This window comes from Nonomuraea sp. NPDC049684 (assembly GCF_044465345.1).
Taxonomy (GTDB): Bacteria; Actinomycetota; Actinomycetes; order Streptosporangiales; family Streptosporangiaceae; genus Nonomuraea.
Genome location: NZ_JBITLO010000023.1, coordinates 38,978 through 63,951 on the forward strand (window position 1 = coordinate 38,978; position 24,974 = coordinate 63,951).

General features: G+C 74.9%; 22 protein-coding genes. 9 read left to right on the forward strand and 13 right to left on the reverse strand.

All coding sequences use genetic code 11. The features are described from left to right. The first annotated feature begins 44 nt into the window (after positions 1–44). Positions 45–1,010, forward strand: a complete 966-nt coding sequence (locus ACIBST_RS44905) for an alpha/beta hydrolase (protein ID WP_397179592.1) — start codon at positions 45–47, stop codon at positions 1,008–1,010. Here the strand turns inward: ACIBST_RS44905 and ACIBST_RS44910 are convergent. After that, positions 988–2,088 (reverse strand): helix-turn-helix domain-containing protein, encoded by a 1,101-nt coding sequence (locus tag ACIBST_RS44910; RefSeq protein ID WP_397179593.1) that lies wholly within the window; start codon positions 2,086–2,088, stop codon positions 988–990. The genes ACIBST_RS44905 and ACIBST_RS44910 overlap by 23 nt on opposite strands. A 66-nt stretch (positions 2,089–2,154) precedes the next feature. Between ACIBST_RS44910 and ACIBST_RS44915 the strand changes: the two genes are divergently transcribed. Genes ACIBST_RS44915 through ACIBST_RS44925 form a run of 3 tightly spaced genes read left to right on the forward strand, consistent with a single transcriptional unit; the run spans position 2,155 to position 5,088 of the window. Next, positions 2,155–3,255 carry an acyl-CoA dehydrogenase family protein gene (locus tag ACIBST_RS44915; protein WP_397179594.1) on the forward strand — a complete coding sequence of 367 codons (1,101 nt, stop codon included), beginning with the start codon at positions 2,155–2,157 and terminating at the stop codon, positions 3,253–3,255. 19 nt (positions 3,256–3,274) lie between these two features. After that, positions 3,275–4,279 (forward strand): acyl-CoA dehydrogenase family protein, encoded by a 1,005-nt coding sequence (locus tag ACIBST_RS44920; protein ID WP_397179595.1) that lies wholly within the window; start codon positions 3,275–3,277, stop codon positions 4,277–4,279. Continuing rightward, positions 4,276–5,088 carry a TIGR03619 family F420-dependent LLM class oxidoreductase gene (locus ACIBST_RS44925; RefSeq protein WP_387681852.1) on the forward strand — a complete coding sequence of 271 codons (813 nt, stop codon included), beginning with the start codon at positions 4,276–4,278 and terminating at the stop codon, positions 5,086–5,088. The genes ACIBST_RS44920 and ACIBST_RS44925 overlap by 4 nt, the downstream gene beginning before the upstream one ends. Before the next feature lie 75 nt (positions 5,089–5,163). Here the strand turns inward: ACIBST_RS44925 and ACIBST_RS44930 are convergent, their stop codons facing one another. The 7 genes from ACIBST_RS44930 to ACIBST_RS44960 form a co-directional block, all read right to left on the reverse strand. After that, a complete protein-coding gene (locus tag ACIBST_RS44930) occupies positions 5,164–7,359 on the reverse strand; it encodes a CHAP domain-containing protein (protein ID WP_397179596.1) in 2,196 nt (731 codons plus the stop codon). 268 nt (positions 7,360–7,627) lie between these two features. Then, the gene (locus ACIBST_RS44935; RefSeq protein ID WP_397179597.1) at positions 7,628–8,377 is read right to left on the reverse strand and encodes a glucose 1-dehydrogenase; all 750 of its coding nucleotides are present in this window, start codon (positions 8,375–8,377) and stop codon (positions 7,628–7,630) included. Beyond that, positions 8,364–10,436, reverse strand: coding sequence for an acetate--CoA ligase family protein (locus ACIBST_RS44940; RefSeq protein WP_397179598.1), 2,073 nt, complete (start codon positions 10,434–10,436; stop codon positions 8,364–8,366). Before ACIBST_RS44940 ends, ACIBST_RS44935 begins: the two co-directional genes overlap by 14 nt. Further along, on the reverse strand, positions 10,433–11,947 hold the full coding sequence (locus tag ACIBST_RS44945; protein WP_397179599.1) for a class I adenylate-forming enzyme family protein: 1,515 nt from the start codon (positions 11,945–11,947) through the stop codon (positions 10,433–10,435). The genes ACIBST_RS44940 and ACIBST_RS44945 overlap by 4 nt, the downstream gene beginning before the upstream one ends. Positions 11,948–11,963: 16 nt before the next feature. Further along, the gene (locus ACIBST_RS44950) at positions 11,964–12,287 is read right to left on the reverse strand and encodes a VOC family protein (RefSeq protein WP_358000513.1); all 324 of its coding nucleotides are present in this window, start codon (positions 12,285–12,287) and stop codon (positions 11,964–11,966) included. Continuing rightward, positions 12,284–12,646 (reverse strand): Zn-ribbon domain-containing OB-fold protein, encoded by a 363-nt coding sequence (locus ACIBST_RS44955; RefSeq protein WP_397179600.1) that lies wholly within the window; start codon positions 12,644–12,646, stop codon positions 12,284–12,286. The genes ACIBST_RS44950 and ACIBST_RS44955 overlap by 4 nt, the downstream gene beginning before the upstream one ends. A gap of 10 nt (positions 12,647–12,656) precedes the next feature. Beyond that, positions 12,657–14,543, reverse strand: a complete 1,887-nt coding sequence (locus ACIBST_RS44960) for a protein kinase (protein ID WP_397179601.1) — start codon at positions 14,541–14,543, stop codon at positions 12,657–12,659. A 168-nt stretch (positions 14,544–14,711) separates the two neighbouring features. Between ACIBST_RS44960 and ACIBST_RS44965 the strand changes: the two genes are divergently transcribed. Both ACIBST_RS44965 and ACIBST_RS44970 read left to right on the forward strand, forming a co-directional pair. Next, the gene (locus ACIBST_RS44965; protein WP_397179602.1) at positions 14,712–15,302 is read left to right on the forward strand and encodes an isochorismatase family cysteine hydrolase; all 591 of its coding nucleotides are present in this window, start codon (positions 14,712–14,714) and stop codon (positions 15,300–15,302) included. Next, the gene (locus ACIBST_RS44970; protein WP_397179603.1) at positions 15,302–16,039 is read left to right on the forward strand and encodes an SDR family NAD(P)-dependent oxidoreductase; all 738 of its coding nucleotides are present in this window, start codon (positions 15,302–15,304) and stop codon (positions 16,037–16,039) included. The genes ACIBST_RS44965 and ACIBST_RS44970 overlap by 1 nt, the downstream gene beginning before the upstream one ends. Positions 16,040–16,053: 14 nt before the next feature. On the opposite strand, the gene ACIBST_RS44975 is transcribed toward ACIBST_RS44970, so the two are convergent. Beyond that, positions 16,054–17,313: a serine hydrolase domain-containing protein gene (locus tag ACIBST_RS44975; RefSeq protein ID WP_397179604.1), complete on the reverse strand. Its 1,260-nt coding sequence runs from the start codon at positions 17,311–17,313 to the stop codon at positions 16,054–16,056. Positions 17,314–17,342: 29 nt separating this feature from the next. On the opposite strand from ACIBST_RS44975, the gene ACIBST_RS44980 reads away from it, so the two are divergent. Beyond that, positions 17,343–18,251, forward strand: coding sequence for a cyclase family protein (locus ACIBST_RS44980; protein ID WP_397179605.1), 909 nt, complete (start codon positions 17,343–17,345; stop codon positions 18,249–18,251). Positions 18,252–18,255: 4 nt separating this feature from the next. On the opposite strand, the gene ACIBST_RS44985 is transcribed toward ACIBST_RS44980, so the two are convergent. Next, positions 18,256–19,389 (reverse strand): cytochrome P450, encoded by a 1,134-nt coding sequence (locus ACIBST_RS44985; RefSeq protein ID WP_397179606.1) that lies wholly within the window; start codon positions 19,387–19,389, stop codon positions 18,256–18,258. Positions 19,390–19,476: 87 nt separating this feature from the next. Here ACIBST_RS44985 and ACIBST_RS44990 point away from each other — a divergent pair, with 87 nt between their 5' ends. Beyond that, positions 19,477–20,079: a TetR/AcrR family transcriptional regulator gene (locus ACIBST_RS44990; protein ID WP_397179607.1), complete on the forward strand. Its 603-nt coding sequence runs from the start codon at positions 19,477–19,479 to the stop codon at positions 20,077–20,079. 38 nt (positions 20,080–20,117) lie between these two features. Here the strand turns inward: ACIBST_RS44990 and ACIBST_RS44995 are convergent, their stop codons facing one another. The 3 genes from ACIBST_RS44995 to ACIBST_RS45005 are packed head-to-tail and all read right to left on the reverse strand — an operon-like array spanning position 20,118 to position 23,885. Then, the gene (locus ACIBST_RS44995; RefSeq protein WP_397179608.1) at positions 20,118–21,605 is read right to left on the reverse strand and encodes an AMP-binding protein; all 1,488 of its coding nucleotides are present in this window, start codon (positions 21,603–21,605) and stop codon (positions 20,118–20,120) included. A gap of 2 nt (positions 21,606–21,607) precedes the next feature. Beyond that, positions 21,608–22,675: an LLM class flavin-dependent oxidoreductase gene (locus ACIBST_RS45000; RefSeq protein WP_397179609.1), complete on the reverse strand. Its 1,068-nt coding sequence runs from the start codon at positions 22,673–22,675 to the stop codon at positions 21,608–21,610. 46 nt (positions 22,676–22,721) lie between these two features. Beyond that, positions 22,722–23,885 (reverse strand): MFS transporter, encoded by a 1,164-nt coding sequence (locus ACIBST_RS45005; protein ID WP_397179610.1) that lies wholly within the window; start codon positions 23,883–23,885, stop codon positions 22,722–22,724. Between the two features lie 74 nt (positions 23,886–23,959). On the opposite strand from ACIBST_RS45005, the gene ACIBST_RS45010 reads away from it, so the two are divergent. After that, the gene (locus tag ACIBST_RS45010) at positions 23,960–24,961 is read left to right on the forward strand and encodes an ROK family protein (protein ID WP_397179611.1); all 1,002 of its coding nucleotides are present in this window, start codon (positions 23,960–23,962) and stop codon (positions 24,959–24,961) included. The last annotated feature ends 13 nt before the right edge of the window (positions 24,962–24,974 follow it).

The following is a 24,974-nucleotide window of genomic DNA, read 5'->3' on the forward strand; positions in this document are numbered from 1 at the left end:
CCATCGAGGGGTACGGCAAGCCCCCTCCGTGGAAGGAAGTCCTCATGGCGTTCCACCCCAACCTCGATCCGGACCTGCGTGCCGCCCTGGAGAGCGCGCCGTTCCCGGCGTTCGACGTGACGGCCCTCGACGCGGAGGAGCTGGCCGGGCACCGGGCCCAGATCCACGCGATGCTGGCCGCCATGCCGCCCGCCGAGACCGAGGTGCGCATCGAGGACCGCCACGTCCCCGGCCCCGACGGCGAACCGGACATCCGGGTCCGCGTCTACCGTCCCGCGCAGGACGGCGCCGGCCGGCCCGGCCTCTACTGGATCCACGGCGGCGGCATGATCGTCGGCGTGCCCGAGGTGGACGAGGCCACGATGATCGACTACGTCGAGCGGCTCGGCGTCGTCGTGGTCTCCGTCGACTACCGCCTGGCGCCCGAGCACCCGCACCCCGCGCCGGTCGAGGACTGCTACGCGGGGCTGGTGTGGACCGCCAAGAACGCAGAGGAGCTGGGCATCGACCCCGCCCGGCTGGCCGTCGGCGGGGCCAGCGCGGGTGGGGGGCTGGCCGCCGGGACCGTGCTGCTCGCCCGCGACCGGGGCGGCCCCGAGGTGGTCCTCCAGATGCTGATCTGCCCGATGCTCGACGACCGCAACACCACCCCGTCGAGCCTGGAGTTCACCGAGGCCGTGGTCTGGGACCGGGCCGCGAACCTCTACGGCTGGTCCGCCCTGCTCGGCGATCGGGCGGGCGGCCCGGACGTCCCGCCGTACGCGGCGCCGGCGCGGGCCGAGGACCTGTCGGGGCTGCCGCCCGCGTTCGTCGACGTGGGCGAGCTGGAGGTGTTCAGGGACGAGGACATCGACTACGCCCAGCGGCTCGCGCGGGCCGGGGTGTCCACCGAGTTCCACCTCTACCCGGGAGCCTTCCACGGGTTCGACGTCATGGTGCCCGACACCCCGCTGAGCAGGCGGGCGCGGGAGACCCGGCTGGCCGCGCTCAGGCGGGCGTACCGCCTGTAGCGGTGGCGGCGTTCGCCAGCAGGCGCAGCAGGGCCAGGGCGAGGTGGGCGCGCAGGCGTCCGGCCGGGTCGGCGAGGGAGAAGCCCAGCACCGACTCCGCCCGCGCGATGCGGCCCGCCATCGAGCTGTGGTGCAGGTGCGCCCCGGTGGCGGCGGCGCGGACCGAGCCGGCCGAGCACAGCGCGCGCACCGCGAGCAGGTGCTCCTCGCTCAGCCGCGCCATCGCCCGCACGTCGGCCAGCTCCGCGACGGCCGGGCCGGGCAGGTCGGCGAACAGCGCGAGCGCGCCGAGATCGGTCCAGCGCACCACCCGGTCGTGCGGGCCGGTGAAGCGCAGCGCCGTGCGGGCCTTGGCCCACGACTCGGCGGCGTGCGACCCGGGCAGCTCGGGGCCGATGCCCACGCGGGCGCCCTCGGGCAGCTCGCCCTCGACGGTGGTGGTCACCAGCGCGGCCTGGGTGTCGCCGATCCTGGCCGTACGCACGTGGTGCCCCATCGCCCGCAACCCGGCCGCGACCGCGTCGCCGGGGAGGGCGAACGCCATGGCCTGGAGCGGGGTGGATGGCGCGAAGCCGAGCAGCCGCAGCGCCCGCGCCCGTTCCGCCTCGCCGGTCTCGGCCGACAGCACCAGCTCGACCAGCGCCGGGTCCCGGCCCTCGCGGGCCTGCGCGGCGGCGCGTTCCAAGGTCAGCTCGGCGGCGGCGGCGAACCGTTCGAGCACGATGTCGTCGAGGCCGTGGGGGACGCCCTCGCGTTCCATCCACACGCTGCCCAGCCCACCGCTCAGCTCCCTCGCCCGCACCCCCTCCGCGGGCCCCTCCCCGGGCCCTTCCGCGGGTCCCTTCCCGGCGCGCGGTGCCGGCGCGTCGGTGGCGCGGCCGTCCGGGCCGGTCCGGAGGCGCCGGCCGGCGGTGGCGTCGTGCAGGCCGACCGGACAGCGCGCCAGCCGCGCGGTGGCCGCGAGCAGCACGGGCACGGTCACGTGGTCGCGCACCAGCGAGTCGAAGTAGGCGATGACCCGCACCGCGCTCTCGGCGTCGGTGTCGAGCGTGGAAAGCCGGAGCAGCAGACCCTGCACGACGTCCACACTAGGCCGACGGACGGCGGCCTGGCCAGTAGACCAAGCGTGCGCTAGTTTGGTTTCGTGGATCTGGACTTCTCCCCGGCCGAGCTGGACTTCCGCGCCGAGGTTCGCGACTGGCTGGCCGCCCACGTGCCCGAGCGGCTCCCGCCGATGGACACCGGCGAAGGCTTCCGGGCCCACCGCGCCTGGGAGGCGCTGCTGGCCGGCGAGCGGCTGTCGGTCGTCTCCTGGCCGCGCGAGTACGGCGGCCGGGCCGCGTCCCTGATCGAGTGGCTGATCTTCGAGGAGGAGTACTGGGCCGCCGGCGCCCCCGCCCGGGTCAGCCAGAACGGCATCTTCCTCCTGGCCCCCAGCCTCATGCGCTTCGGCACCCCCGAGCAGCGGCGGCGCTGGCTGCCCCGGATGGCGACGGCCGAGGACGTGTGGGCGCAGGCCTGGTCCGAGCCCGAGGCCGGCAGCGACCTGGCCGCGCTCACCGCCCGCGCCGAACGCGCCGACGGCGGCTGGCTCCTGTACGGGCACAAGACCTGGAGCTCCCGAGCCGCCCACGCCTCCCACGGCTTCGGCCTCTTCCGCACCTCCGGCGCCCGGCACAAGGGCCTGACCTACTTCCTATTCCCCCTCGACGAGGTCGCCGTCCGGCCGATCGCCCAGCTCGACGGCCTGCCCGGGTTCGCCGAGCTGCACTTCGACGGGGTGTTCACGCCCGACTCCATGGTGCTCGGCGAGCCCGGCGACGGCTGGCGGATCGCGATGTCCACCACGTCCTCCGAACGCGGCCTGACCCTGCGCAGCCCCGGCCGCTTCCTCGCCACCGCCGACCGCCTCCTCGACCTGGCCCTGGACGCCGACCCCGCCCTCGCCGACCGGGCCGCGCGCTGCTGGACGGCGGCCGAGGCGTACCGGCTGCACACCTTCGCCACGGCCCGCCGGATCATGGCCGGAGACGAGATCGGGGCGGCGGCCAGCATGGGCAAGGTCTTCTGGTCGGAGCTGGACCTGCGGATGCACGAGCTGGCCATGGAACTGCTCGGCGACCGCGCCGGCGGGACGGCCTGGCTGGACGGCTTCCTGTTCTCGCTGGCCGGGCCCATCTACGCGGGCACCAACGAGATCCAGCGCAACATCATCGCCGAGCGTGTCCTGGGCCTGCCCCGATGACCCCTCTGGAGTCGCCCTCATGCACTTCGCCTTCACCGACGAGCAACTCGCCCTGGGGGCGACCGTGCGCGACGTGCTGCGGGCGCACTGCCCGCCCGGCGCGCTGCGCACCGAACGCCGTCCCGCCTGGGACCGGCTCGCCGAGCTGGGGTTCTTCGGGCTGCTGCTGCCGCCGGAGCTCGACGGGCTCGGGCTCGGGCTGACCGACGTGCTGCCCGCGGTCGAGGAGACCGGGCGGGCCTGCCTGCCGGGGCCGGTGGTCGAGACGGCGGTGGCGGCGGCGTTCCTGACGCCCTTCCTCGCGCCCGAGGCGTCCGAGACGGCCAAGCCGGCCGAGCTCGCCTCGGGCGGGGTGTGCGTGGGGGTGCTGCTGCCGGGGGAGGCGTACCTGGCCGACGCCGATCTCGCCGACGTGCTGGTCGTGGCGCGTACGGGGGAGGGGGTGCGGGTGCTGCCCGCGCACGAGGCGCGGCTCACCGCCGTGCCCGGGGTGGATCCGTGCCGGCCGCTGTTCGACGTGGCCTTCGAGCCGTCCGGACGGGATGAGCCCGGCGGGGACCGGGTGGCGCTCGCGGCGCGGGCCGTCGCGGTGGCGACCGCCGCCCAGCTCGTCGGGGTCGCGCGGGAGCTGCTTGCGGTCTCGGTGTCGTACGCGGGGGTCAGGAGGCAGTTCGGCGCGGCGATCGGGTCCTTCCAGGCCGTCCGGCACCGGCTCGCCGACGTGGCGGTCGCCGTCGAGTTCGCCGCGCCGCTGGTGCACCGCGCGGCGCTGTCCGTCGACCGGGACGCGCCCACGGCCGGGCGGGACGCCAGTGCCGCCAAGGCCGCGGCGGGCGAGGCGGCGACGCTGGCCGCCCGGGTCGCCCTGCAGACCCACGGCGCGATCGGTTACACCGAGGAGCTGGACCTGCGGTTCTGGCTCGCGCGGGCCTGGTCCCTGTCGGCCGCGCACGGCACCACCGCCGCCCACCGCGAACACGTCCGCGCCTGCCTGCGCGCCCGCGACCTGCGGAGGTACCCGTGAAGTACGGCGTGCCGCTGGGGCTGCTGCACCCCGACGCCTGGAAGGACGTGGCCGTGGCCGCCGACGAGCTGGGGTTCGAGTCGGTGTGGCTGCCCGAGCACCTGGTGTTCGCCACCGACCTGTCGCTCGCCGTCTACCCGGGCACCGAGGACCCCGGCATCAAGCCGACGACCCCGCTGTTCGACGCCCCGGCCTACCTGTGCTGGCTGGCCGGGCTCACCACCCGCGTCCGGCTCGGCACCGCCGTGCACCTGCTGGCGCTGCGCCACCCGTTCGTCTCGGCCCGCGCCTTCGCCACCCTGGACGTGGTGTCGGACGGACGGGCGATCTGCGGCGTGGGCGCGGGCTGGTACCGCGGGGAGTGGGCGGCGGCCGGGCTGCCCTTCGAGACCCGCGGCGCCCGGCTGGACGAGGTCATCGAGATCGTCCGGCGGCTCTGGACCGAACCCGTGGTCGCCCATTCCGGACGGTTCTACCGGTTCCCGGAGGTCGCCTTCGAGCCCAAGCCCGTGCAGGGGCGGCTGCCGGTACTGGCCGGCGGGGAGTCGGCGGCGGCGCTGCGCCGGGCGTCCCGGCTGTGCGACGGGTGGATCAGCATGCCGCACACGATCGAGTCCATCAGGCCGCAGCTCGCGCGGCTGGGGGCGGGGGTGCCGGTCACGGCGCACGCGTACGCGCTGGGCTCGCCCGGCGAGGTGGCCGCCTGGGCGGAGCTGGGAGTGGAACGGCTGATCGTCCGGCCGTGGACGCGCAGCCGGGACGCGGTCACCCGCCTGGCCGCCTTCGCCGCCGACTACGACGTGACCTGACCCCGACGCCGCCGCGCCGCCGTTGGCCCGGCCTTTTCCGCGGCCTGGCCGCGTCCGGTCGCCGGCGGGCCGTCCTCAGGCGGGCTGACGTCCCCAGTCGGGGGTGCTGACGATCTCGCGGGTGGGGGCGCGGTGACGGCGGCCGCGCAGGGGGGCGTCCTGGACGAAGGCGTCGATGGTGCTCGCGCGGCCCTGCGGGTGCTGCGAGACGGCGACCCCGGCGCTCATGGCGGGCGCGGCAATCCCCGCGGTCCCGGCGGTTCCGGCGCGACGGTGGCGGCGGCCGCGCGGAACGGAGTCGGCGGTGAACTCGTCCATGAAGAAGGGGTGATCGGAGGCGTACGCGTCCGGGACCGGCTCGCTGCGGCGGCGGCGGCCCTGGTACGTCGCGCCGATCCCGGACGCCTGGGCGGCCCGCGGCGTCGTCCTCGTGCGGGCGGCGACCTCGGCGCCCGGACGGGGGCTGGGGGAGAAGGCGCTGAACGTGCTCGTCGCCGGGGGGAGCGAGATCGGCACCATCGGGCCGGTGTCGAACATGGGCTCGAAGGGGGCCGTGTCGGGGGCGGGCCGGAACGAGGCGCTGTCCAGCCGCCGCGGCGGGGCCGCCCGGTCGGTGAACGCCTCGAACGCCTCGAACGCGTCCGCACCGGCGGCGAGCTCGGCGCCGCCGGCGGGGCCGGGCTCGGGGACGGGGGCGGCGAACTCGAAGGTGCGGCTCCGGCCGCCCTCGAAAGAGCCCGCCCCGAGCTCGAAGCGGCCCCCCTGACCGGCCTCGGGCGAGGCGGCCGCGAACTCGACGGCGTCCTCCCGGCCGGTCTCGGGGGAGCCCGCGGCGAGCTCGAAGCGGTGCCTCCGGCCGGTGTCGGGCGAGACGGCCGCGCGTTCGAAGCCCGTGCCGGAGGGAGCGGCGGCGGGTTCGAAGGGGGCGGTGGGCTCGGCGCCGGTGCGCGGCGAGGAGGGGCGGGTGTGCTCGTGGCGCGTCTCCGCGGGACGGCGGCGACGCCGGTGGCGTGAGGGCGCGGCGTGGGTGCCGCGCCTGGGACGCGCCCCCGGAAGGGGCACGGCGACGGGCACGGGAACCGGCAGAGCGACGGGCACGGCGATGCCGGCGGTGACACCCGCACTGACGCCCGCTGTGACACCCGCACTGACGCCCGCAGCAGCGCCTGCAGCGGCGCCCGCTGCGGCGCCCACGGAGGCGCCCACGGAGGTGCTCTCCGGCGAAGTGACGTTCAGCGCGGCGATGCTCAGGGTGACGCCCTCGTCCGCAGAAAGGGCGGCGGCGCGTACGCGGGCGGCCTTCGCGGCGGCCGCCGGACGGAGGCGGCTCTGACGGGTCTTCGCCAGGGCGACGAGCGCCAGCGCGGCGATCAGCGCGGACCCGACCAGCGACGGGGAGCCGATCGCGGGAATCGAGCCGGTCGAGGAGGCGTCCACGAGCGTGGGCAGGGGCTCGGCGGTGGCGGACGTGGTGTCGGCGGTCGTCGCCTTGGCGTGCTTGGACTTCTGTCCCGACCTCCCGGCCGCCGCCGTCGGCGCGGGCGCGGCCCCCGTCGCGGGCGAGGCGGACGCGGACGGCGCGGCGGCGGGCGCCGGCGGCGAGGACGCCGTGGTCCTGGCCGGCTCGCCGGTCTTGGTCTTCGGACGCGCGGCGAGCGGGGCCTCGGCGGCGCGCTCCTGCTCGACGTGCGGGATCAGGGAGGCGAGCGAGTCGGCGGGGAGCTGGAGCGTTCCCACGTCGGTGCCGGGCCTGGCGGGCGTCGCCGCCTGCTCGTCGGCCCGCTTCTGGGCCGCCTCCTCGTCGAGGCGGGCCTTGACGCGCTCGGGGTAGCCGTAGCCGACGACCTTGCTGGTGTCGCGCTCCTTGCGCTTGGCGACGCCGCCGTCGATGTTGCCCTCGATGGTGAAGATCGTGTCGCCCTCGACCCGCGTGACGATGCCGACGTGGTCGATATTGTCGATCTTGCCGCTGCCGCTCCAGTCGTAAAAGACGAACGCGCCGGGCTTGGGCGTCTTCCCCCAGGCCCCCTGGGCCTTGAACCATTCGGCGTGCCGTACGGTCCAGGCGAACTGCCCGATCCACTCCTGGTAGCCGAGCTTGTGCGCGGCCCAGGAGAGGTACATGTCACACCAGGGTGCGGCGGAGTAGTCGGCGTCGAACTCGACGGTCTTGCCGTACCAGTCGCCGAACTTGGTGTACGCACCGGCCTTCTCGGCGTAGCCGAGCTGGCTCTCCAGCAGGTCGATGTACTTCTGCATCTCGGGCGTCATGGAAGTATGGGGGAACCTTCCGGTCAAGATCCGGATTTATCCGCACATACTCGGGTACACGGGGGTAACCCGGGACATGTGTGGCAAAACCGGAAACCTGTAGTCTTCCGTGCGGTGCGAGGTTACCGCTTCGTGACCAAGGTCAAGCACGCCCCAAGAGAGGGTAAAGACGTCACCGGGCGCATAACCGCAGCTCAGCCAAGCTGTCGAAGCCGCCCAGGGTGGGTGATTTAACAGGAAAAGAGCCGCGTGTCGCAGCGCCGGGAGTCTAGTAACCGGCCCCCGTCAGCAGCCCTCCGTCCACCGTGAACTCGCTGCCCGTGCAGTAGCTGGCCCGGTCCGAGGCCAGGAACGCCACCACGTGCGAGACCTCCACCGGCTTGGCGAACCGCTTGATGACCATGGACTTCACGAACGCCTCCGCGTCCACCTCGGCCATCAGGTCCGGGTTCACCGCCATCGCCGTGTTGATCGCCCCCGGATGCACCGAGTTCACCCGGATCCTGAACCGGGCCAGCTCCCGCGCGGCCGACTTGGTCAGCCCGCGCACCGCGAACTTCGAGGCCGCGTACGCCGACAGCCCCTCCGCCCCGACGAACCCCTCGATCGAGGAGATGTTCACGATGGCGCCGCGCCCGGCCGCCTTCATGGGCTCGATCACCGACTTGACCCCCAGCCAGGTGCCCTTGAGGTTCACGTCGATCACCCGGTCGAAGTCCTCGGGCGCCATGTCCTGGATGCGGCCGTAGGTGAGGATGCCGGCGTTGTTCACCAGGACGTCGAGCCGCCCGTGCAGCTCCGTGGCCGTGCCGACGGCCCGCCGCCACTCCTCCGGGCTGCGCACGTCGTGCCGCACGTACGCGGCCCCGGTCTCGGCGGCCAGCGCCTTGCCCTCCTCCTCCAGCACGTCGCCGAAGACCACCCGCGCGCCCTCTTCGAGGAACAGGCGCACGTGCGCCTCGCCCATGCCCCTGGCCCCGCCCGTGATCAGCGCGACCTTGCCGTCAAGCAGCCCCACGACTACCTCCTGCCGCGACGGCCGCCGCGGCCGCCTCCATGGAGCGGTAGACGGGGACGCCCGCCGCCGCCGCGATCCGCCGTACCTCGTCCTCCACGCCCGCGGGCGCGCACTCGCCGTTCCTGGTGACGAGCGTGATCCTGACCCGCGGCAGCGCCTCCTGCGCGCCGGCCAGGGCCCGCGCGTAGGCGTACAGGGGCTCGGCCGCGTCGCCGTAGGTGAAGAAGCTCTGCACGTTCACGTGGGCGACCACGTCCGCGTACGGCTCCCGCCGCACGATCGCCCCGATCACCTCCGCCACCAGCCCCGGACGCCCGCGCGGCCCCACCGGCACCTCCAGCGGGTTGCCCGCGGCGGCCAGGCCGAGCCCGTCGAGCACCGGGTCCGGCAGCGGGGCCAGCCGCACCCCGGCCCGGTCGAACGCGTCGGCCGCCAGCACCCCCGCGCCGCCGCTCGGCCCGATCACCAGCACCCGGTCGCCGTCCGTCACGCGGGAGCCGTGCGCCTGGAAGAAGGCCAGCACGCCGATCAGGTCGTCCTGGGAGGAGACCAGCGCCGTGCCGGTCTGGGCCGCGACCGCCGCCCACACCCGCAGGTCGCTCACCATGCCGCCGGTGTGCGAGAGCGCCGCCCGCTGCCCCTGCGAGCTGCGCCCGCCGACCAGCAGCGCCACCGGCAGCCCCGCCGCACGAAGCGCCTCGTGCAGCTCCCGGCCGCCGCGCGGGTCCTCCAGGTAGAGCCCGACGGCCCGCGTCTCGGGGTCGCGGGCCAGCCAGGACAGCAGCTCGGCGGGGGTCACGTCGGCCGCGTTCCCCACGGTGACGACCCGGCTGAACGCCAGCCCGCGCCGCTCCCCGACCTTGATCACCTCACCCGCGAGCCCGCCGCTCTGGGAGATCAGCGCGACCGTCCCCGCCGGTCCGACGCCGCCGCCGACGAACGTCTGCCGGCCGCGCGGGCAGTACACGCCCATGCAGTTGGGGCCGAGCAGCCGGGTGCCCGCCGCGCGGGCGGCCCCGGCCAGGTCGCGTTCCAGGTCCGCGCGTCCGGCCTCGCCGAACCCGCCGCTCATGACCTGCACGTACGGGATGCCGGACGCCTGCCGCACGACCTCGGCGCACCGCTCGGCGGGCACCGCCACCAGCGCGTAGTCCACGTCGGCGGCGGCCAGCGACGGCACCGCGGGCACCCCCGCCACCTCGGCGGCCGACGGGTGCACGGCCACCAGCGGCACCCCGGCGGCCCGGTAGAAGTCGAGGAACATGTTCCCGAAGTTCGGCCTGCTCGCCGAGGCGCCGACGACGGCCACCGCGCGCGGCTCGAAGAGCGGCAGGAAGTCCGCGGGCTCGCGGACGGCGGGCGGGCGCGGCCGGCCGGGAAGGTGGCGCGCGTCCACGGCGGTCACGCCGGAAGGGGTGGCGATGACCGGGTTCAGCTCGAACTCGCCCAGTTCCAGCCGTTCCCACAGGCCGCCGGGGCCGCCGACCGTCATGAGCAGCTTGATCACGGCGTCCACGTCCACGGGCGGGTGGCCGCGGTGGCCGCGCAGGAGGGCCGCGCCGCGCAGTTCGTCCAGCATGAGCCGCGCGTCCGGCTCGGAGATCGGGCAGAGGCGCAGCGCCGTGTCGCGCATCGCCTCCGTCCAGACGCCGCCCAGCCCGGCCAGCAGCACCGGGCCGAACCCCGGGTCGCCGACCAGCCCGACGATCAGCTCCACCCCGGCGGGCGCCTGCTCCTCGACCAGGAACCCCTCCACGTCGAGCCGGGAGCGCATCTCCGCGGCGGCCGCGGCGAGGTCGTCCGACCGCAGGCCGAGCCGTACGGCCCCCACCTCCGACTTGTGCACCAGCCCCGGACCGAACGCCTTCAGCACCAGCGGCTCGGCCAGCTCCCCGGCCGCCGCGAAGTCCAGGCCGCGCACCACGACCCCGCGCGGCACCGGCACCCCGGCCGCCGCGACGAGCGCCTTGACCTCGTGCTCGCGGGGGACGCGAGGGGTGTCATGGAAGTCATGGGGGGCGCGGGGGAGGTCCCGGCTCCCGTGCTCGGGGGCGCTCACCCGAGCAGGTGCCCGTGCTGCTCGCGGATCCGGCGGCGCAGCAGCTTGCCGGGGCCGCCGGAGGCGTCCTGCGAGTGCGGCAGCTCGCCGGTCACCACGATGTGGTCGGGCCGCTGGTGCGGGGGCAGCGTGTCGGCCAGGGCGAGCGACAGCTTGGCGGCGTCCAGCGACTGCCCGGCGCGCGGCACGACCGCCAGCAGCACCCGCTGCTCGGCCGCCCCCTCGGGGACGCCCACCGCGCCGGCCTCCGCCACGCCGTCCAGGGCCGAGACGGCCTCCTCGATCGTGGCGGGCTGCGTCCACTGGCCGTGCTTGAGTATCGAGTCCTCGCGGCGGCCGAGGACGCGCAGCACGCCGTCGGCCGACAACGTCCCGAGGTCGCCGCCCACGTACCACTCGCCGCGCAGGACGCCGTGGTCGTCCGCGCCGTCGTAGCCGGCCATGCGGTGCGGCCCGGCCAGGTTGATCTCGCCGACCTCGCCCGTCACCGCGGCCCCGGACGGGCCGGTGATCCGTACGGCGTTGCCCGTCCGCGCCCGCCCGGACGACCCGAGCGGCGTCGAACCGTCGTCCACCCGGCCCATGCACGTGTACGGCGCCTCGGTCTGCCCGTAGTAGGAGTAGACCCCGGCCCCGGGCAGCCTGGCCTTGATCCGGTCGAGCATGGTCGCGGTCAGCGGCTCGCCGCCCAGCATGATCACCTGGATCGACGACAGGTCCACCCCCTCGTGCTCGGACGTCCCCAGCAGCGCCGCGTAGAACGAGGGGATCTGCGACACGTGCGTGACCCGTTCGCGCGGCACCACGCGCAGGAAGTTCGCCGGCCCCCAGTCCTGCTCCAGCACCAGGCGCATGCCCGCGTACAGGGCGGGGCCGACGATGGCGGGGAAGCCGATGCCCCAGATGATCGCGCCGGTGCCGAACACCGAGTCGGGGCCGCGCGGCACGTCCAGCCAGATCTGGGCGGTCGCCAGGGAGGAGGCGTGGGTGTGCACGACGGCCTTCGGCAGGCCGGTCGTGCCGGAGGTGTAGTAGAGGGCCACCGGGTCGTCGTGGAACCCGCCGAGCGGCGGCTCCTCCTCCTGGCCGCCGGTCAGCTCCCCGGCGTCGATCCAGGTGGTGACCTGCGGGAGGGCGTCCCTGATGCCGTCGACCAGGCCGGCGACCGTGGAGTCGTACACGAAGGCCGTGCAGCCGGAGGCGGCCACCACCGCCCGCAGCGTCTCGGCCGGCCAGTACGGGTTGAGCGCCGCCGTCACCGCCCCGATCTTGGCCTGGGCCAGGTAGACCTCGGCGACCAGCAGCGTCTCGTTGAGCAGCGCCGCCACCCGCTGCCCGGCGGTGATCCCGGCCGCCAGCAGCGCGTTCGCCCGGCGGTTGACGGCCCGGTTCAGCTCGTCGTAGGTGAAGCTGCGCTCGCCGCAGTACGTCAGCGCCACCCGGTCGGGCGTGCGCAGCGCTCCCGCGGTCAGGATCGCGTGGCCGTAGTTGCCGTAGGGTGATCGCGCCATGGGGGGTGCCTCCAGGTCAGAGGGGCGAGTAGAGCACGAACGTGTTTCCCGAGGGGTCGCGCAGCACGGCCCGCCTCTCGTGCGGCCCGTCCTCGGGCGCGCGCACCACCTCGGCCCCGCGCGCCGCCATCTCGCGTACCGCGACCGCCACGTCGTCCACCTTGTACGACGGCGCCGCCGACGCGGTGACGTGCTCGGCCGGACCGGCCAGCGCCACGGTGACGCCGCCGCCGTCCAGCGCGGCGAACCTGTCGCCGTCCCTGAACTTCACCGGCAGGCCGTAGAAGGCGATCGCCTCGTCCAGGTCGGCTACGGGGATGAGCACGTTGCCGAGCTTCACACGGGCCTCCAATGCGGCAGATCGTCCACGAACGTCACCCGCACCGGCATCCCGACGCGGACCTCCTCCGGCGCGCACCCCACGACGTGCCCGAACGCGCGCACACCCTCGTCCAGGTCCACCCACGCCGGCACGTACGGCTCCCGCCCCCGGTAGCCGGGCGCGAACGACCGGTGCACGACGGTGAACGTGTGGACCGTCCCCGTGCCCCTGGCGGGCTCGGCGGCCAGCTCGCCGCCGCCGCACGCCGGGCACGACGGCTCGGGCAGGCAGCCGCGGCGGCCGCAGGACACGCAGCGCTGGATCACCAGCTCGCCACGCGCCCCCGCGGCGCCGGTGGGGGAGGTCTCACCGCTCATCGCTGCCAAGCTAGCGCACGCTTGGTTTCCGAACAAGAGCCTCCACGCGGCTCCGGTGCTCCTGGTGACCGGGCACCAGGCCGCCCTGCCCGGAGGGGGAGTGCGCCGGGGCGGCCTCCGTGGGGTACGTGGTCCCCGGCGTGGGATGCGCCACGGGCCGGCCGCTGATCGGCGGCGTCGCGCCGGGGGCCGGACGGTCCACGGGCTGCTCGACCGTGGGGGAGGCGGTGCCGGTCGAGGGGCCGGTCGGGGGGCCGGTCGGGGTGGGCGGTCCTGAGCGGGTCGGTGGTGGGGCGGTGCAGGCGGGGCCGTCCACCGCGACCTCGCTCACCTGCGGCCCGTTGACCGCCGCCGGCTCGGTCATGACGATGATCCCGAGGTAGGCCCGCACCCCGCAGTCCACGCCCCCGGGATCGTGCCGGACCCCGCTGGTGTAGGCGGTGCTGCCGCGCAACGTGAGGGTCTCCCGCCGCACGGTGGTGACCGGCCCGTCGCCGAGCCGCCGCGTGTACGCGATCCGCAGCCGCACCGGCCCCGTGCCGTCCGCGGACACCCTGATCGCGCCCGCCGAACCGCTCCACCGCGCGATGCTCGCCTCCCGTACGGCGGGCGGCGTCAGGGCGGTCCCGCTCTGCGCCCGCGTCGGCACCGGCGGCGTCGTCGGCGGGGGCGCAGCGCTCGTGGGCGCGGGCGGCCCGGTCGGGACGCGCGGCCCGCCGGTGGGGGCGGGCGGCGACGCGCTCCCGCGGCCCGTGACGGGCGGGCTCCTGCGCGGCGTCGGCGTGTGGGCGTCGACCGGCGCCGGGTTCAGCTCGCCCGACGGCCTCGGCTGCGGCATCAGGATCGTGCCCGCCCCCGGCGACAGCCGTCCGCCGGAGATCACCAGGGCGATGGCCACGGCGACCACCGTCGCGCCCGCCACCCACAGGTGCGGCGGCAGCGCGGGCAGCCGGACCGCCCGCCCGCGGATCCCGGCCGGGACGCGGGCGTCCCGCTCGGTCCTGGCCGCCAGCGGGAAGCGCAGGGCCAGCAGCGTGGCCAGCTCGGCGAGCCGGCGGCGGCCCCGCTGCTCCCAGCCGGGCCCGTACCCCGCGACGGCGTCCTCCTCCAGCTCGGCCGCGAACTGCCGGGCCGAGGCGTACCGGACCGCCGGGTCCTTGGCCAGCCCGCGCCTGAGCAGGTCGCGCAGGGCGTCCGGGACCACCTCCAGCGGCACCGGCGCCGCCAGGTGCAGGTCCCGCAGGGCCGCGACGTCCTGCTCGCCGTCCCGCTCGCCGTCCGGGCCCTCCTTGTACGCCCGGTAGGGCGGCCGCCCCCTGACCGCCTCGAACAGCACGCAGGCCGCCGCGTACAGGTCGGCAGGGGGCCCCGCCCGTCCCTGCGTCCACAGTTCCGGCGACATGTACGCCGGGCTCCCCGCCGGCACCCCCGGCTCCTCGGCGTGCACGACCACCCCGAAGTCGGCCAGCTTGCTCGTGCCGTCCGCCTGGACCAGGACGTTCTCCGGCTTGACGTCCCGGTGCGGGACGCCCTTCTCGTGCGCGGCGGCCAGGGCGGCGAGGATGCCCTTGAGCAGCACCAGGGCCGCCTCCGGGGCCGTCCGGCCGTGCTCGGCCAGCAGCGTGCGCAGCGAGACGCCGTCCACCAGCTCCATGACGACGGCGGCCCGGTCCGGGGTCTCGACGTACTCGTGCAGGCGGACCACGTTGGGGTCGTCGAGCTCGACGAGGTGATGGGTGTCGGCCCTGAAGCGGTCCATGAACTCGGGGTCCCTGCGCAGGGTGGCGTTCAGGTACTTGATCGCGACGTAGGCGCCGGTGGACTGGTAGGTGGCGAGGAACACGCGGCCGGTGCGGCCCGCGCCGAGCTGACGAACTTCACGGTAACCAGGGACCAAGTCCAACCCCCATCAGCCATGCCGTCGTGCATTCGACGGTCTCACCCGGGGTGTGGGTTGTCACGTCTGGAGAAATTTCGCTCTTTGTGATGAAAGGTGGGGTCGTGGGGGCGGTGTTATGCTGTGGCGAACCCAAGCAAGCGCTCGGCTAAATGACGGAGGGTGCGGGTGGAGCGGTCGGCCGTGCTGGTGATGGAGATGCAGCGGGGGGTCGTCGGCGATCTCACGAAATTTCCGGATTTGGTGGCGGCCTGCGCCCGTCACGACGTCGTCCCCAACGCCGCCCGCGTCCTGGGCACGGCCCGAGCGGCCGGGCTCCCGGTGATCCACTGCACGGCCGCCTTCCGGCCGGACCGGGCGGGCTCGCACACCGGCAACTGCCCGTTCATCGTCTCCCTGCTCAAGGACCCCGCGCACATGCTGGAGGGCACGCCCGCCGTGGAGGTGCTGCCCGAGCTGCGCGCGGACGGCGACCTGGAGAGCCGGCGGCACCACGGGTTCTCGCCGTTCACCGGCACCTCGCTGGACATGACGCTGCGCTCGCTCGGCGTCTCGTCCGTGGTCGCGATGGGGGTCTCGCTCAACCTGGGCATCCCGGGGCTGGCGCTGGAGGCGGTCAATCTCGGCTACCGGGTGACGGTGGTGCGGGACGCGGTGGCCGGGATCCCCGAGGACTACGCCAAGGCCGTCCTGCGCAACACGATCGGCCTGCTGGCCACCCGCGTCGCCGCGGCCGACCTCGTCCGGGCCTGGACGTGATGGACGGCCTGCGCCTCGACGGCCGCGTCGCCGTCGTCACCGGCGGAGCGGGCGCGATCGGCACGGCCGTCGCGACCGACCTCGCCGCGCTCGGCGCCCGCGTCACCGTCGCCGACGTGGACCTGCCGGGGGCCCGCCGGACGGCCGCGGCGCTGCCCGGGGCGCGGGCGCTGGCCGTGGACCTGGCCTCGCCCGCCTCCGTCGAGGCGTTCTGCGCCGAGGCCGGGCCGGTGGACGTGCTCGTGCACAACGCCGGGGTGTCGGTCGTGCGGCCGTTCACGGCGAGCGACCCGGCGGACTGGGACCTCATGTGGCAGGTCAACCTGCGCGGCCCGATGCTCATGACCAAGCTGCTCCTGCCCGGCATGACGGCCAGGGGATGGGGACGGCTGGTGTTCGTCTCCTCCGACGGCGCCAGGGCCGGGTCGGGCGGCGAGGGCGCGTACGCGGCCACCAAGGCGGGGCTGTTCGGCCTGGCCAAGACGCTCGCCCGGGAGGCCGCCAGGGGCGGGGTGACCTCGAACGTCGTCTGCCCCGGGCCGACCGACACCCCGATGCTCCGGCGGATCTCCGAGGCCGAGCCGGGGCTCGTGGACAAGATCGCCAAGGGGATCCCGCTGCGCCGGCTGGGCACGCCCGCCGACGTCGCGGGGCTGATCGCCTACCTGTGCACCGACCGCGCCGCCTACATCACCGGCCAGACGCTGTCGGTGAGCGGCGGCGTGACCATGCAGTGACGCGCGCCGTGCGGTCACAGGGAGCGGTAGACGGCCTCGATCAGGCGCAGGCCGCGCAGGTTGCCGGTGAGGCTGTCGGCCATCCGGTTCATCACGTACCCGAAGGCGAGCTTGCGTTCGGGGTCGCCCAGGCCGAGCGAGCCGCCCATCCCCGAGTGGCCGAACGCGGTCGCCGACGGCATCGGGAACGTGAACGACGGGCGCATGTAGCCGAGGCCGAACGCGGTGTCCATGAACAGCACGCGGTCGGGGCCGCTGACGCGGGGGCGCAGGGCGTCCTGGAGGGTCGCCGGGCTCAGGAGGTCGCCGCCGACCAGCGCGCGGTAGAACCCGGCCAGGCCCTTGGCGGTGGTGACGACCCCGGCGGCGGGCCATCCGGCGCGCAGGATCACCGGGTTGTTCGCGCCGCCTTCGAGCAGGCGGATGGCCGGGTTGCCGAGCGCCCGGTTCATCAGGCTGCCGGGGTCGAGCGCCGCCCGGCTCATCTCGCCCAGCAGATCCCGCCCCCCACCGGTCCCAGGCCCGCTCCCCCCGCCGGAGGGAGCGGGGCTCCCCGGGGCGGCCGCGGGGCTCCCGGCGGCGGGCGCGGGGGTGGAGGAGGCCCCCGAGGCGGCCGCGGGGGCGGGGGGCTCCGGGGTGGGGCGGGGGCGGGCGGGGGCCTTGAGGCGGGCGGCGCGGGGGATCACGTCGTCGGGCGCGCCGACCCACAGGTCCAGCCCCAGCGGCCCGGCGATCTCCGCCGCCACCAGCTCGCCCACCGACTTCCCGGCGACCCGCCGCACCACCTCCCCGACCAGGAAGCCGTACGTCAGCGCGTGGTACCCGTGCGCCGTCCCCGGCTCCCACAGGGGCCGCTGACCGGCGAGCCGGGCCGCGATGGCCGGCAGGTCCTCGAACTCCGCCACCGGCACCGGCGTCTCGATCACCGGCAGCCCGCAGGAGTGCGTCAGCACGTGCTCGACCGTGACCCCCTCCTTGCCCGCGGCGGCGAACTCCGGCCACACGTCGGCGACCGGCGCCCGCACGTCCACCAGCCCCCGCTCGGCGAGCCGCAGCAGCACGGTGGCCGCCACCGCCTTCGTGCACGAGTACGCGAAGGCCGGCGTGTCGGCCTCCCAGGCGCGTCCCGTGTGCCGGTCGGCGACGCCGTCCCACAGGTCCACGACGAGCTCGCCGTCGAGGTGGACGGCCACCGCCGCGCCCAGCTCCTCGCCCTCGGCGAAGTTCCGCTCGAACGCCTCGCGCACGCGGGAGAACCGGGGATCGCAGTACATCAGACCTCCGCAGGAAAGGAAGCGCTTACTTGGTGCACGAGCCTAACAACTGGGGACGATTCGGCCCAGACGATCAGCGGGGCACCCTCAACCTGCTGACCCCCGCCGTCGTCCTGGAGGCCCTGCGCAGCGCCGTCACCGGCGAGGTGCTGAGCCTGGCCATGCCGATCAGGGGAGCCACCTCCTCGGCGGCCCCCACGACCGTCCCCCACCTGCGGGGCCGTCCGCTGCCGCAGCACTTCATGTCCGTGGACGGCGGCGACTACGCCGCGGGCGCCCGGCCGGTCGGCGACGGCCTGCGCGTGGCCGACGACGCCCTGCTGGTCAGCCACCACGGCACCACCACCCACATGGACGCGCTGTGCCACATGTGGACCGGCGACCGGCTCTACAACGGCCACCCGGCCGCCCGCGTCCGCTCCTACGGCGCGACCAGGTGCGGGATCGAGCACGTCGGCGGCGTGGTGGCCAGGGGCGTGCTGTTCGACGTGCCCCGGCGGCTCGGGCTCGACCACCTCCCGGCGGACTTCCGGATCCCGGCCGGGCTGCTCCAGGAGATCGCCACGCCGCGTCCCGGCGACGTCGCGGTGGTCCGTACGGGATGGCCGCTGGTGTGGCAGCGGTCGCGCGAGGAGTACTGGGCGGGGCAGCCGGGGCTGTCGGCGGAGGCCGGCGCCTGGCTGGCCGCCCGGGACGTGTCGGCGGTGGCCTGCGACAACGCCGCCGTGGGCGGCCTGAACGAACACCAGCTCGCCGACGAGTGCGCCGCCGACGACCTGCACCTCATCCTGCTCCACCGGCACGGCGTCCACTTGATCGAGATGCTGTGGCTGGAGGAGCTGGGCGCGGCCGGGCGGACGGAGTTCGTCTTCGTGGCCGCGCCGCTGCGCATCGAGGGGGGCACCGGCAGCCCGATCACCCCGCTCGCCGTCCTGTGAGCGGTCACCAGGTGACGGGCAGGCTCCTGACGCCGTACACCGAGGCGTCGTGCTTGACCGGCACCTCGCCCGCCGGGACGGCCAGCCGCAGGCCGGGGAAGCGCTCGAACAGCGCCCGGTAGCCGATCCGCAGCTCGATCCTGGCGAGCTGCTGGCCGAGGCACTGGTGCACGCCGTGCCCGAAGGCCAGATGGCGGCGCGCCTCCGGACGGTCCGGGAGCAGCCGGCCGGGGTCGGCGTACACGGCGGGGTCGCGGTTGATCACGGGCAGGGACAGGGCCACGGTCTCGCCCGCCCTGACCGTCACGCCCGCCACCTCCACGTCCTCCAGCGCGGCCCTGGACGGCGCGCCGAGATGCAGGATCGACAGCCAGCGCAGCAGCTCCTCGACCGCGCCCTCCTCGTACGGGCAGCCGCGCTCCAGCAGCGCGAACACGCCCAGCGCCAGCATGTTCGCCGTGGTCTCGTGGCCCGCCACGAGCAGGATCACCGCGAGCCCGGCGAGCTCGTCGTCGCCGAGCTCACCGGTCAGGTCGCCGATCAGGCCGCCGTCCGGCTCCACGCGCCTGCGGCGGACCAGATCGCGCAGGTAGGCCGTCAGCTCGGCCAGCGCCCCCGCGCCGTCCGCGCCGAAGGTGACGAGCCGGGCGCTGAGCTCCTGGAACCGGTCGTGGTCGGCGTACGGGACGCCGAGCAGCTCGCAGATGACCAGCGACGGGATCGGCAGCGCGTACGCCGTCACGAGGTCGGCCGGCGGCCCGGCGGCGGCCATGGCGTCGAGGTGGTCGGCGGCGATGCGCTCGATCCGCGGTTCGAGCAGGCGCATCCGGCGCAGCGTGAACCGGCCGGTGAGCAGGCGGCGGTAGCGGGTGTGCTCCGGCGGGTCCATGGCCGCGAAGAAGCCCGGCGGGGCGGGGACGCCGAGCCCGGCGGGACCCCCGGGCGCGGCCCGGTGCTTGAGCTCCTGCCGGGCGCTGAACCGGGGATCGCCCAGCACCGCGCGGGCGGCCTCGGCGGTGGTGGCCAGCCAGCCGAGATGGCCGTCGGCGAACTCCAGACGGCTCATCGCCGGAAGGCCCGCCAGCCCGGCCGGGGGATCGAAGGGGCATTCCGCCGGGCGTTCGATGGGAAGTCGCATAATTGTGAGAGTAGACTCTCAAATGAAAGTTGCATAGCGCCTTTGTCGGGTGGACGCGCGGGACTCCCGCCCGGAGAATGCGGTGACATGAGCGAACGACCTGCCCAGGGCCTGCGCGAGCGGAAGAAGGCCAGGACCCGCGCCCTGATCCAGAAGGAGGCGCTGCGCCTGTTCCGCGAGCAGGGCTACGCGGCGACGACCGTGGAGCAGGTCGCCGAGGCGGCGGAGGTCGCGCCCAGCACCGTCTTCCGCTATTTCCCGACGAAGGAGGATCTGGTGCTGGTCGACCAGTTCCCGCCCTTCGTCGAGGCGCTCAGGGCCGTGCCCGCCGGGGTGGGGCCCGTCCAGGCCGTCCGCGCGGCCATGCGGGCGGTCACGGACGCCCAGACGCCGCAGGAGATCGCCGACGGCATGGAACGGGAGAAGCTCATGCTCACCGTCCCCGAACTGTGGGCGGCCAGCCTGGAGAACGTCACCGGCGTGCTGCGGACGCTGCGGGAGGAGCTCGCGGCGCGCCAGGGCCGGGACGCGGACGACCCGGAGATCAGGAACGTCACGGGGGCCGTCACGGGCGTGATGGTGGCCCTGTGGTTCGAATGGGTCCGGAACCCTGCCATGGACGGCCCCGCCGAGCTGGACAAGGCGCTCGCCCACCTGGAGGCCGGGCTTCCGGTGCAGCCCGGCCTGTAGCCCGGCCTGTAGCCCGGCCTGCGGGCCGGGCGCGCGGGTCAGGCGCCCGGGTAGTTGCCGCCGCCGTACGCGGCGTCGAGGGCGTCGTAGTCGGGGGTGAAGCCCTGCTTGGGGATGGCGTCGGCGAACACCACCTCCCGCGGCCTCTTGTACGCCGCCAGCTCGCCCCTGACGTGCGCGACCAGGTCGTCCGGCGTGGCGGCGGCGTCCGGCCTCAGCACGACCACCGCCTTGACCGCCTGGTGCCAGCGCGGGTCGGGCACGCCGATCACCGCGGCGTCGGCGACGGCCGGGTGGGTCCGCAGCGCGCGCTCGACCTCGGCCGGGTAGATGTTCTCGGCGCCCGACTTGATCATGCGCAGCCGGGGGCCGATGAAGGTGATGGTGCCGTCGGGTTCGCGGCGGCCGAGGTCGCCGGTGTGATGCCAGCCGTACCGCGACTTCTCAGCATTTAAGTCGGGCCGGGCGAAATATCCGGAAAAGAGGGTCTTGCCCCTCGCGCAGATCTCGCCCGCCTCGCCCACCGGCACCTCCACGCCCTCCGGATCCAGGATGCGCACCTGGACCAGCGGCGACGGACGTCCCGCGAACCCCGCCCCGCCCTCGGCCAGCCCGAGGAAGGTGAGCATGCCGCCCACCTCCGTCTGCCCGTACCCGCCCATCTTCGAGCGGCACCAGGGCGAGTCGTCCACGGTGATCATGTCGTCCCACTCGGCGGAGTGGGCGACGAAGCGCAGCGAGGACAGGTCGTACTTGCCGCCCGCGTTCGCCGCCGCGACCGCGTCGATCATCGGCCCGAACAGGAACGCCTGCGTCACCCGCTCGGCGTCCACCAGCCGGCAGACCTCCTCGGCGTCGAAGGCGGGCGTGAACACGTTCGTGCCGCCGATCTGGAGGGTGGCCAGGCAGAACATCATCGTCCCGACGTGGAAGAGCGGCCCGTCGTTGAGGAAGGTGAACCCCGGCTCCATCTGCCGGACGACGAGCAGCGTGGCGCTGTGGGCCACCAGGGCGGCGCTGCTGAGCAGGGCGGCGCCCGGCCGGCCCCCGAAGGCGGCGGTGTAGAGGGCGAGCACCGGCTCGGCGTCGTCCACCTGCGGGAACTCGCGCAGCGAACCGCCGGCGACCATCTCCTCGTACGGCTCGCCCGCGCGCACCCACGTCGCCTCGTCCGCCAGCTCGGCGGCGGTGTCGGAGTGCTGCCAGACGACGACCCGCGGCGCCAGGTCGGCCAGGACGAAACGCAGCTCGTCCCCGGACTGCCGCCAGTTGGCCGGGCAGAGCACCGCGCCCAGGCGGGAGCAGGCCAGCAGCAGCTCCAGCACGGCGTGCGAGTTCTGGCCGAGCCACAGCACCCGGTCACCGGCGGCCACGCCGCGCCCGGCCAGGGCGTCGGCCAGCCGCGTCACGCGGGCGTCCAGCTCGGGGTAGGTGAGCCGCACGTCCCCGTCCACCACGGCGGTGACGTGAGGGCGGCTGCGGGCGTGGTCGGCCAGGACGTCGGACAGGGTGAGGCTGTGGATCATCGTCATCCTCCTGCGGGGGCGAAGGCCGGCATGACCTCGGCGGCGAAGAAGCGCATGACCCGCTTCATGTCCTCCAGCGGCATGGGCCTGGTGCTGCCGAAGTCGCACAGGAGGTTGCTGAAACCGGCGTCCCTGAGCAGCGAGATCTGCTCGATCACGCGGGCGGGGTCGCCGATGACCTCAAGCTGCTCCCAGCGGAAGTCCGGCGAGACCGAGCCGCCCTTGAGATAGCGGTCCTGGTAGTACTCGAAGCCCTGGGCGGCCTTGCCGGTCCTGGCGTCGATGGGCGCGCTGCGCTCGTTGAAGATGCGCGAGCGGTCGAAGGACGCCTCGAACCTGGCCTGGTCCTCGCGGGCCCGCTCCAGCGTGGGGGCGACATAGACGCTGCGGGCCACCACCAGGTCGGCGCCCGCCGGGTGGCCGGCCCGCGCGGCCGTCTCCCGCCAGGTCTCGGCCGCCCTGACGACCTTGCGGAACGTCGCCGCGGGGTCGGCCAGGACGGGCAGGCCGCGCTCGGCGTACATGGTGACGGTCTCGGGGGAGACCGCGGCCACGTGCAGCGGCGGGTGCGGCGACTGCAGCGGGCGCGGTACGAGCGAGACCTCGGCGCCGGTCCGGTAGAACTTCCCCTCGTGCCGGTACGACTCCCGCGTCCACAGCCCGAGGATCACCTCCAGCGCCTCGTTGAACCGGTCGCGCGCCTCGGCCAGGTCGATGCCGAAGCCCTCGAACTCGAAGCTCTGGTACCCCCGCCCGATCCCCAGGTCGAGCCGCCCGCCGGAGAGCACGTCCACCTGCGCGGCCTCCTCGGCCACGTGGACGGGGTTGTGCAGTGGCAGCACCACGATGCCGGTGCCGAGCCGGAGCCGGGAGGTGCGGGCGGCGGCGTGGGCGAGCATGGTGAACAGGTTGGGGACCACGCCGTAGTCGCGGAAGTGGTGCTCGGCCAGCCGCACCCCGTCGAAGCCCAGCTCCTCGGCCAGCTCGATGAGCTCCAGATGGTAGTCGTAGACGTCCTTGAAGCTCTGGCCGTCGAAGCGGTGGAAGAGGTGGAAGGTCGAGAACTTCATGCGGCGGCCTCTCCGTATGTAAACCAAGCGCTCGCTTGGGAGCGTATCACGCCGGCTGCCGCTCCAGGGCCACCTCCCGGGTCGCCTCGCGCGGCCGCAGCACCGGCGCGAGCAGCGTGAGCGCCACCAGGATCCCCGTGATCAGCGCGAACGCCGCCGGGTACGACACGCCGTCGGCCACCCATCCCGTCACCGCCGGCGCGGTCAGCCCCGACAGGTACGTGATCGTCGCAACCCCGGCGACCCCCTCGCCCGGCGTGGGCCCCGCGTTCCCCGCCGCCGCGAACACCAGCGGCACGATGACCGCGACCCCCAGCCCGACCAGCGCGAACCCGACGATGCCCAGCGCGGGCGTGCGGGCCAGGACCACCAGCACGCCGCCCACGACCGCGATGATCCCGCCCGTCCTGACCGCCCGCACCGGGCCGGTCAGGCGCACCACCCGGTCGCCCAGCAGCCGGGCGCCGGCCATGCAGAGCATGAAGATCGTGTAACCCGCGGCGGCCACGCCGGGCCCGGCGTCGGCGACGTTGGTGAGGTAGACCGCGGCCCAGTTGGAGCTGGCGCCCTCGGCGAACGTGCCGCAGAAGCCGACCACGCCGATGGCCGCGATGGCGCGCGAGGGCAGGGCGAACCGGCGCGGCGCGGGCCCGGCGGCGGCCCGCGGCCCGTCGGGCAGCAGCCCGCGCCCGGCGATCCCGCTCGCGACCACCAGGACGGCGGCGACGACCCCCAGGTGCAGGCGGGCGTCGACGCCGGCGTGCGCGGCCAGGGTGCCGAGGCCGCCGGCCGCCAGGCTGCCGACGGCCCACATGCCGTGGAGGCCGGAGATGACCGGCTTCTTCAGATGCCGTTCAAGGGTCACGCCGTGGGCGTTCATGACGACGTCGCACATGCCCGCCGACGCGCCGTACAGCAGGAAGATGACGAACAGCCACACGGGGGCGGGGGCGAAGGCGGGCAGGGCCAGGCCGCCGCACCACAATGCGAGCAGCGCGCGCGTGGTGGCGCGGCTGCCGAACCGGTGGGCCAGGCGACCGGCCAGCGGCATCGCCGCGAAGGCCCCGATCGAGGGGCAGAGCAGCGCGAACCCGAGCATCGCCGCGCTCAGGTGGACGTGCTCCTGGAGCCACGGGATGCGGGTGGCGAAACTGCCGGCGACGGCTCCGTGCGCGGCGAAGACGGCCGCGATGGCGCGATGAGGGCTCATGGCGAGAGAAACTATCAGGAAACCTTCCTGATGAAAAGAGCTATCAGGGAGCCTTCCTGACTATTATGGACGGCGTGAAGACCGCGACCCCGTCCATGGCCCGTGCGATCAACGACCGGCTCGCCCTCGACCTGCTGCTGGAGCACGGTCCGCTGACCGCTCCGCAGCTTCGTGAGCTGACCGGCCTGTCCCGGCCCACCGTCTCCGACCTGATCGAACGGCTCAAGGGCGGCGGCCTCATCGAGGAGGCCGGCGAGCGCGGCGAGGACCGTCGCGGCCCCAACGCCCGCCTCTACGCGCTGGTCGCCGGCCGGGCCCACGTCGCCGGGGTCGACCTGCGCCGCACGGCGATCAAGGTCACGGTGGCCGACCTCACCGGCCACGTGGTCGGTGAGGCCGTCCGCGAGATCTCCGGCGACCTGGTCGATCTCGTCGCGGCCACGGTCGCCGAGGCCGCCGGGGGCCGCGCGCTCGACAACGTGGTCATCGGCGCCCCCGGCCTGGTCAAACCCATGGACGGCGAGCTGGCGGTGGCCAATGACGTGCCCGGGTGGCGGCCCGGCCTGGTGGGCGCCGTGCGCGAGCGGCTGGGCGTGCCCGTCGTCCTGGAGAACGAGGTGAACCTGGCCGCCGTCGCCGAGCTGCGCACCGGCGCCGCCCAGGGCAGCGACGACTTCGTGCTGCTCTGGCTGGACGACGGCATCGGCGCCGCGGTCGTGCTCGGCGGCCGGGTGCGGCGCGGCGCGTCAGGCGGCGCGGGCGAGGTCGGCTTCCTCGACGTGGAGGGCACGCCGTTGTGCATCCTGCTCCAGAACACGACCCGGCCCGACGAGCTGGCGCGCCGGGTGGCCAAGGGCGCCTTCGCCTTCGTCACCCTCCTCGACCCCGGCCTGGTGGTGCTCGGCGGGGCCACCGGCCAGGAGGGCGGCGACGGGCTGGCCGAGCAGGTCGCCGTCCGGCTGGGCGAGCTGTCGCCCGCGCCCACCGAGGTCAGGGCCACCCGGGTCGGGGGCAACGCGGTGCTGGAGGGGGCCGTGCTGACCGCCCTCGACGCGGCGCGGGACAACGTCTGGTGACCCGCGCCGCGCA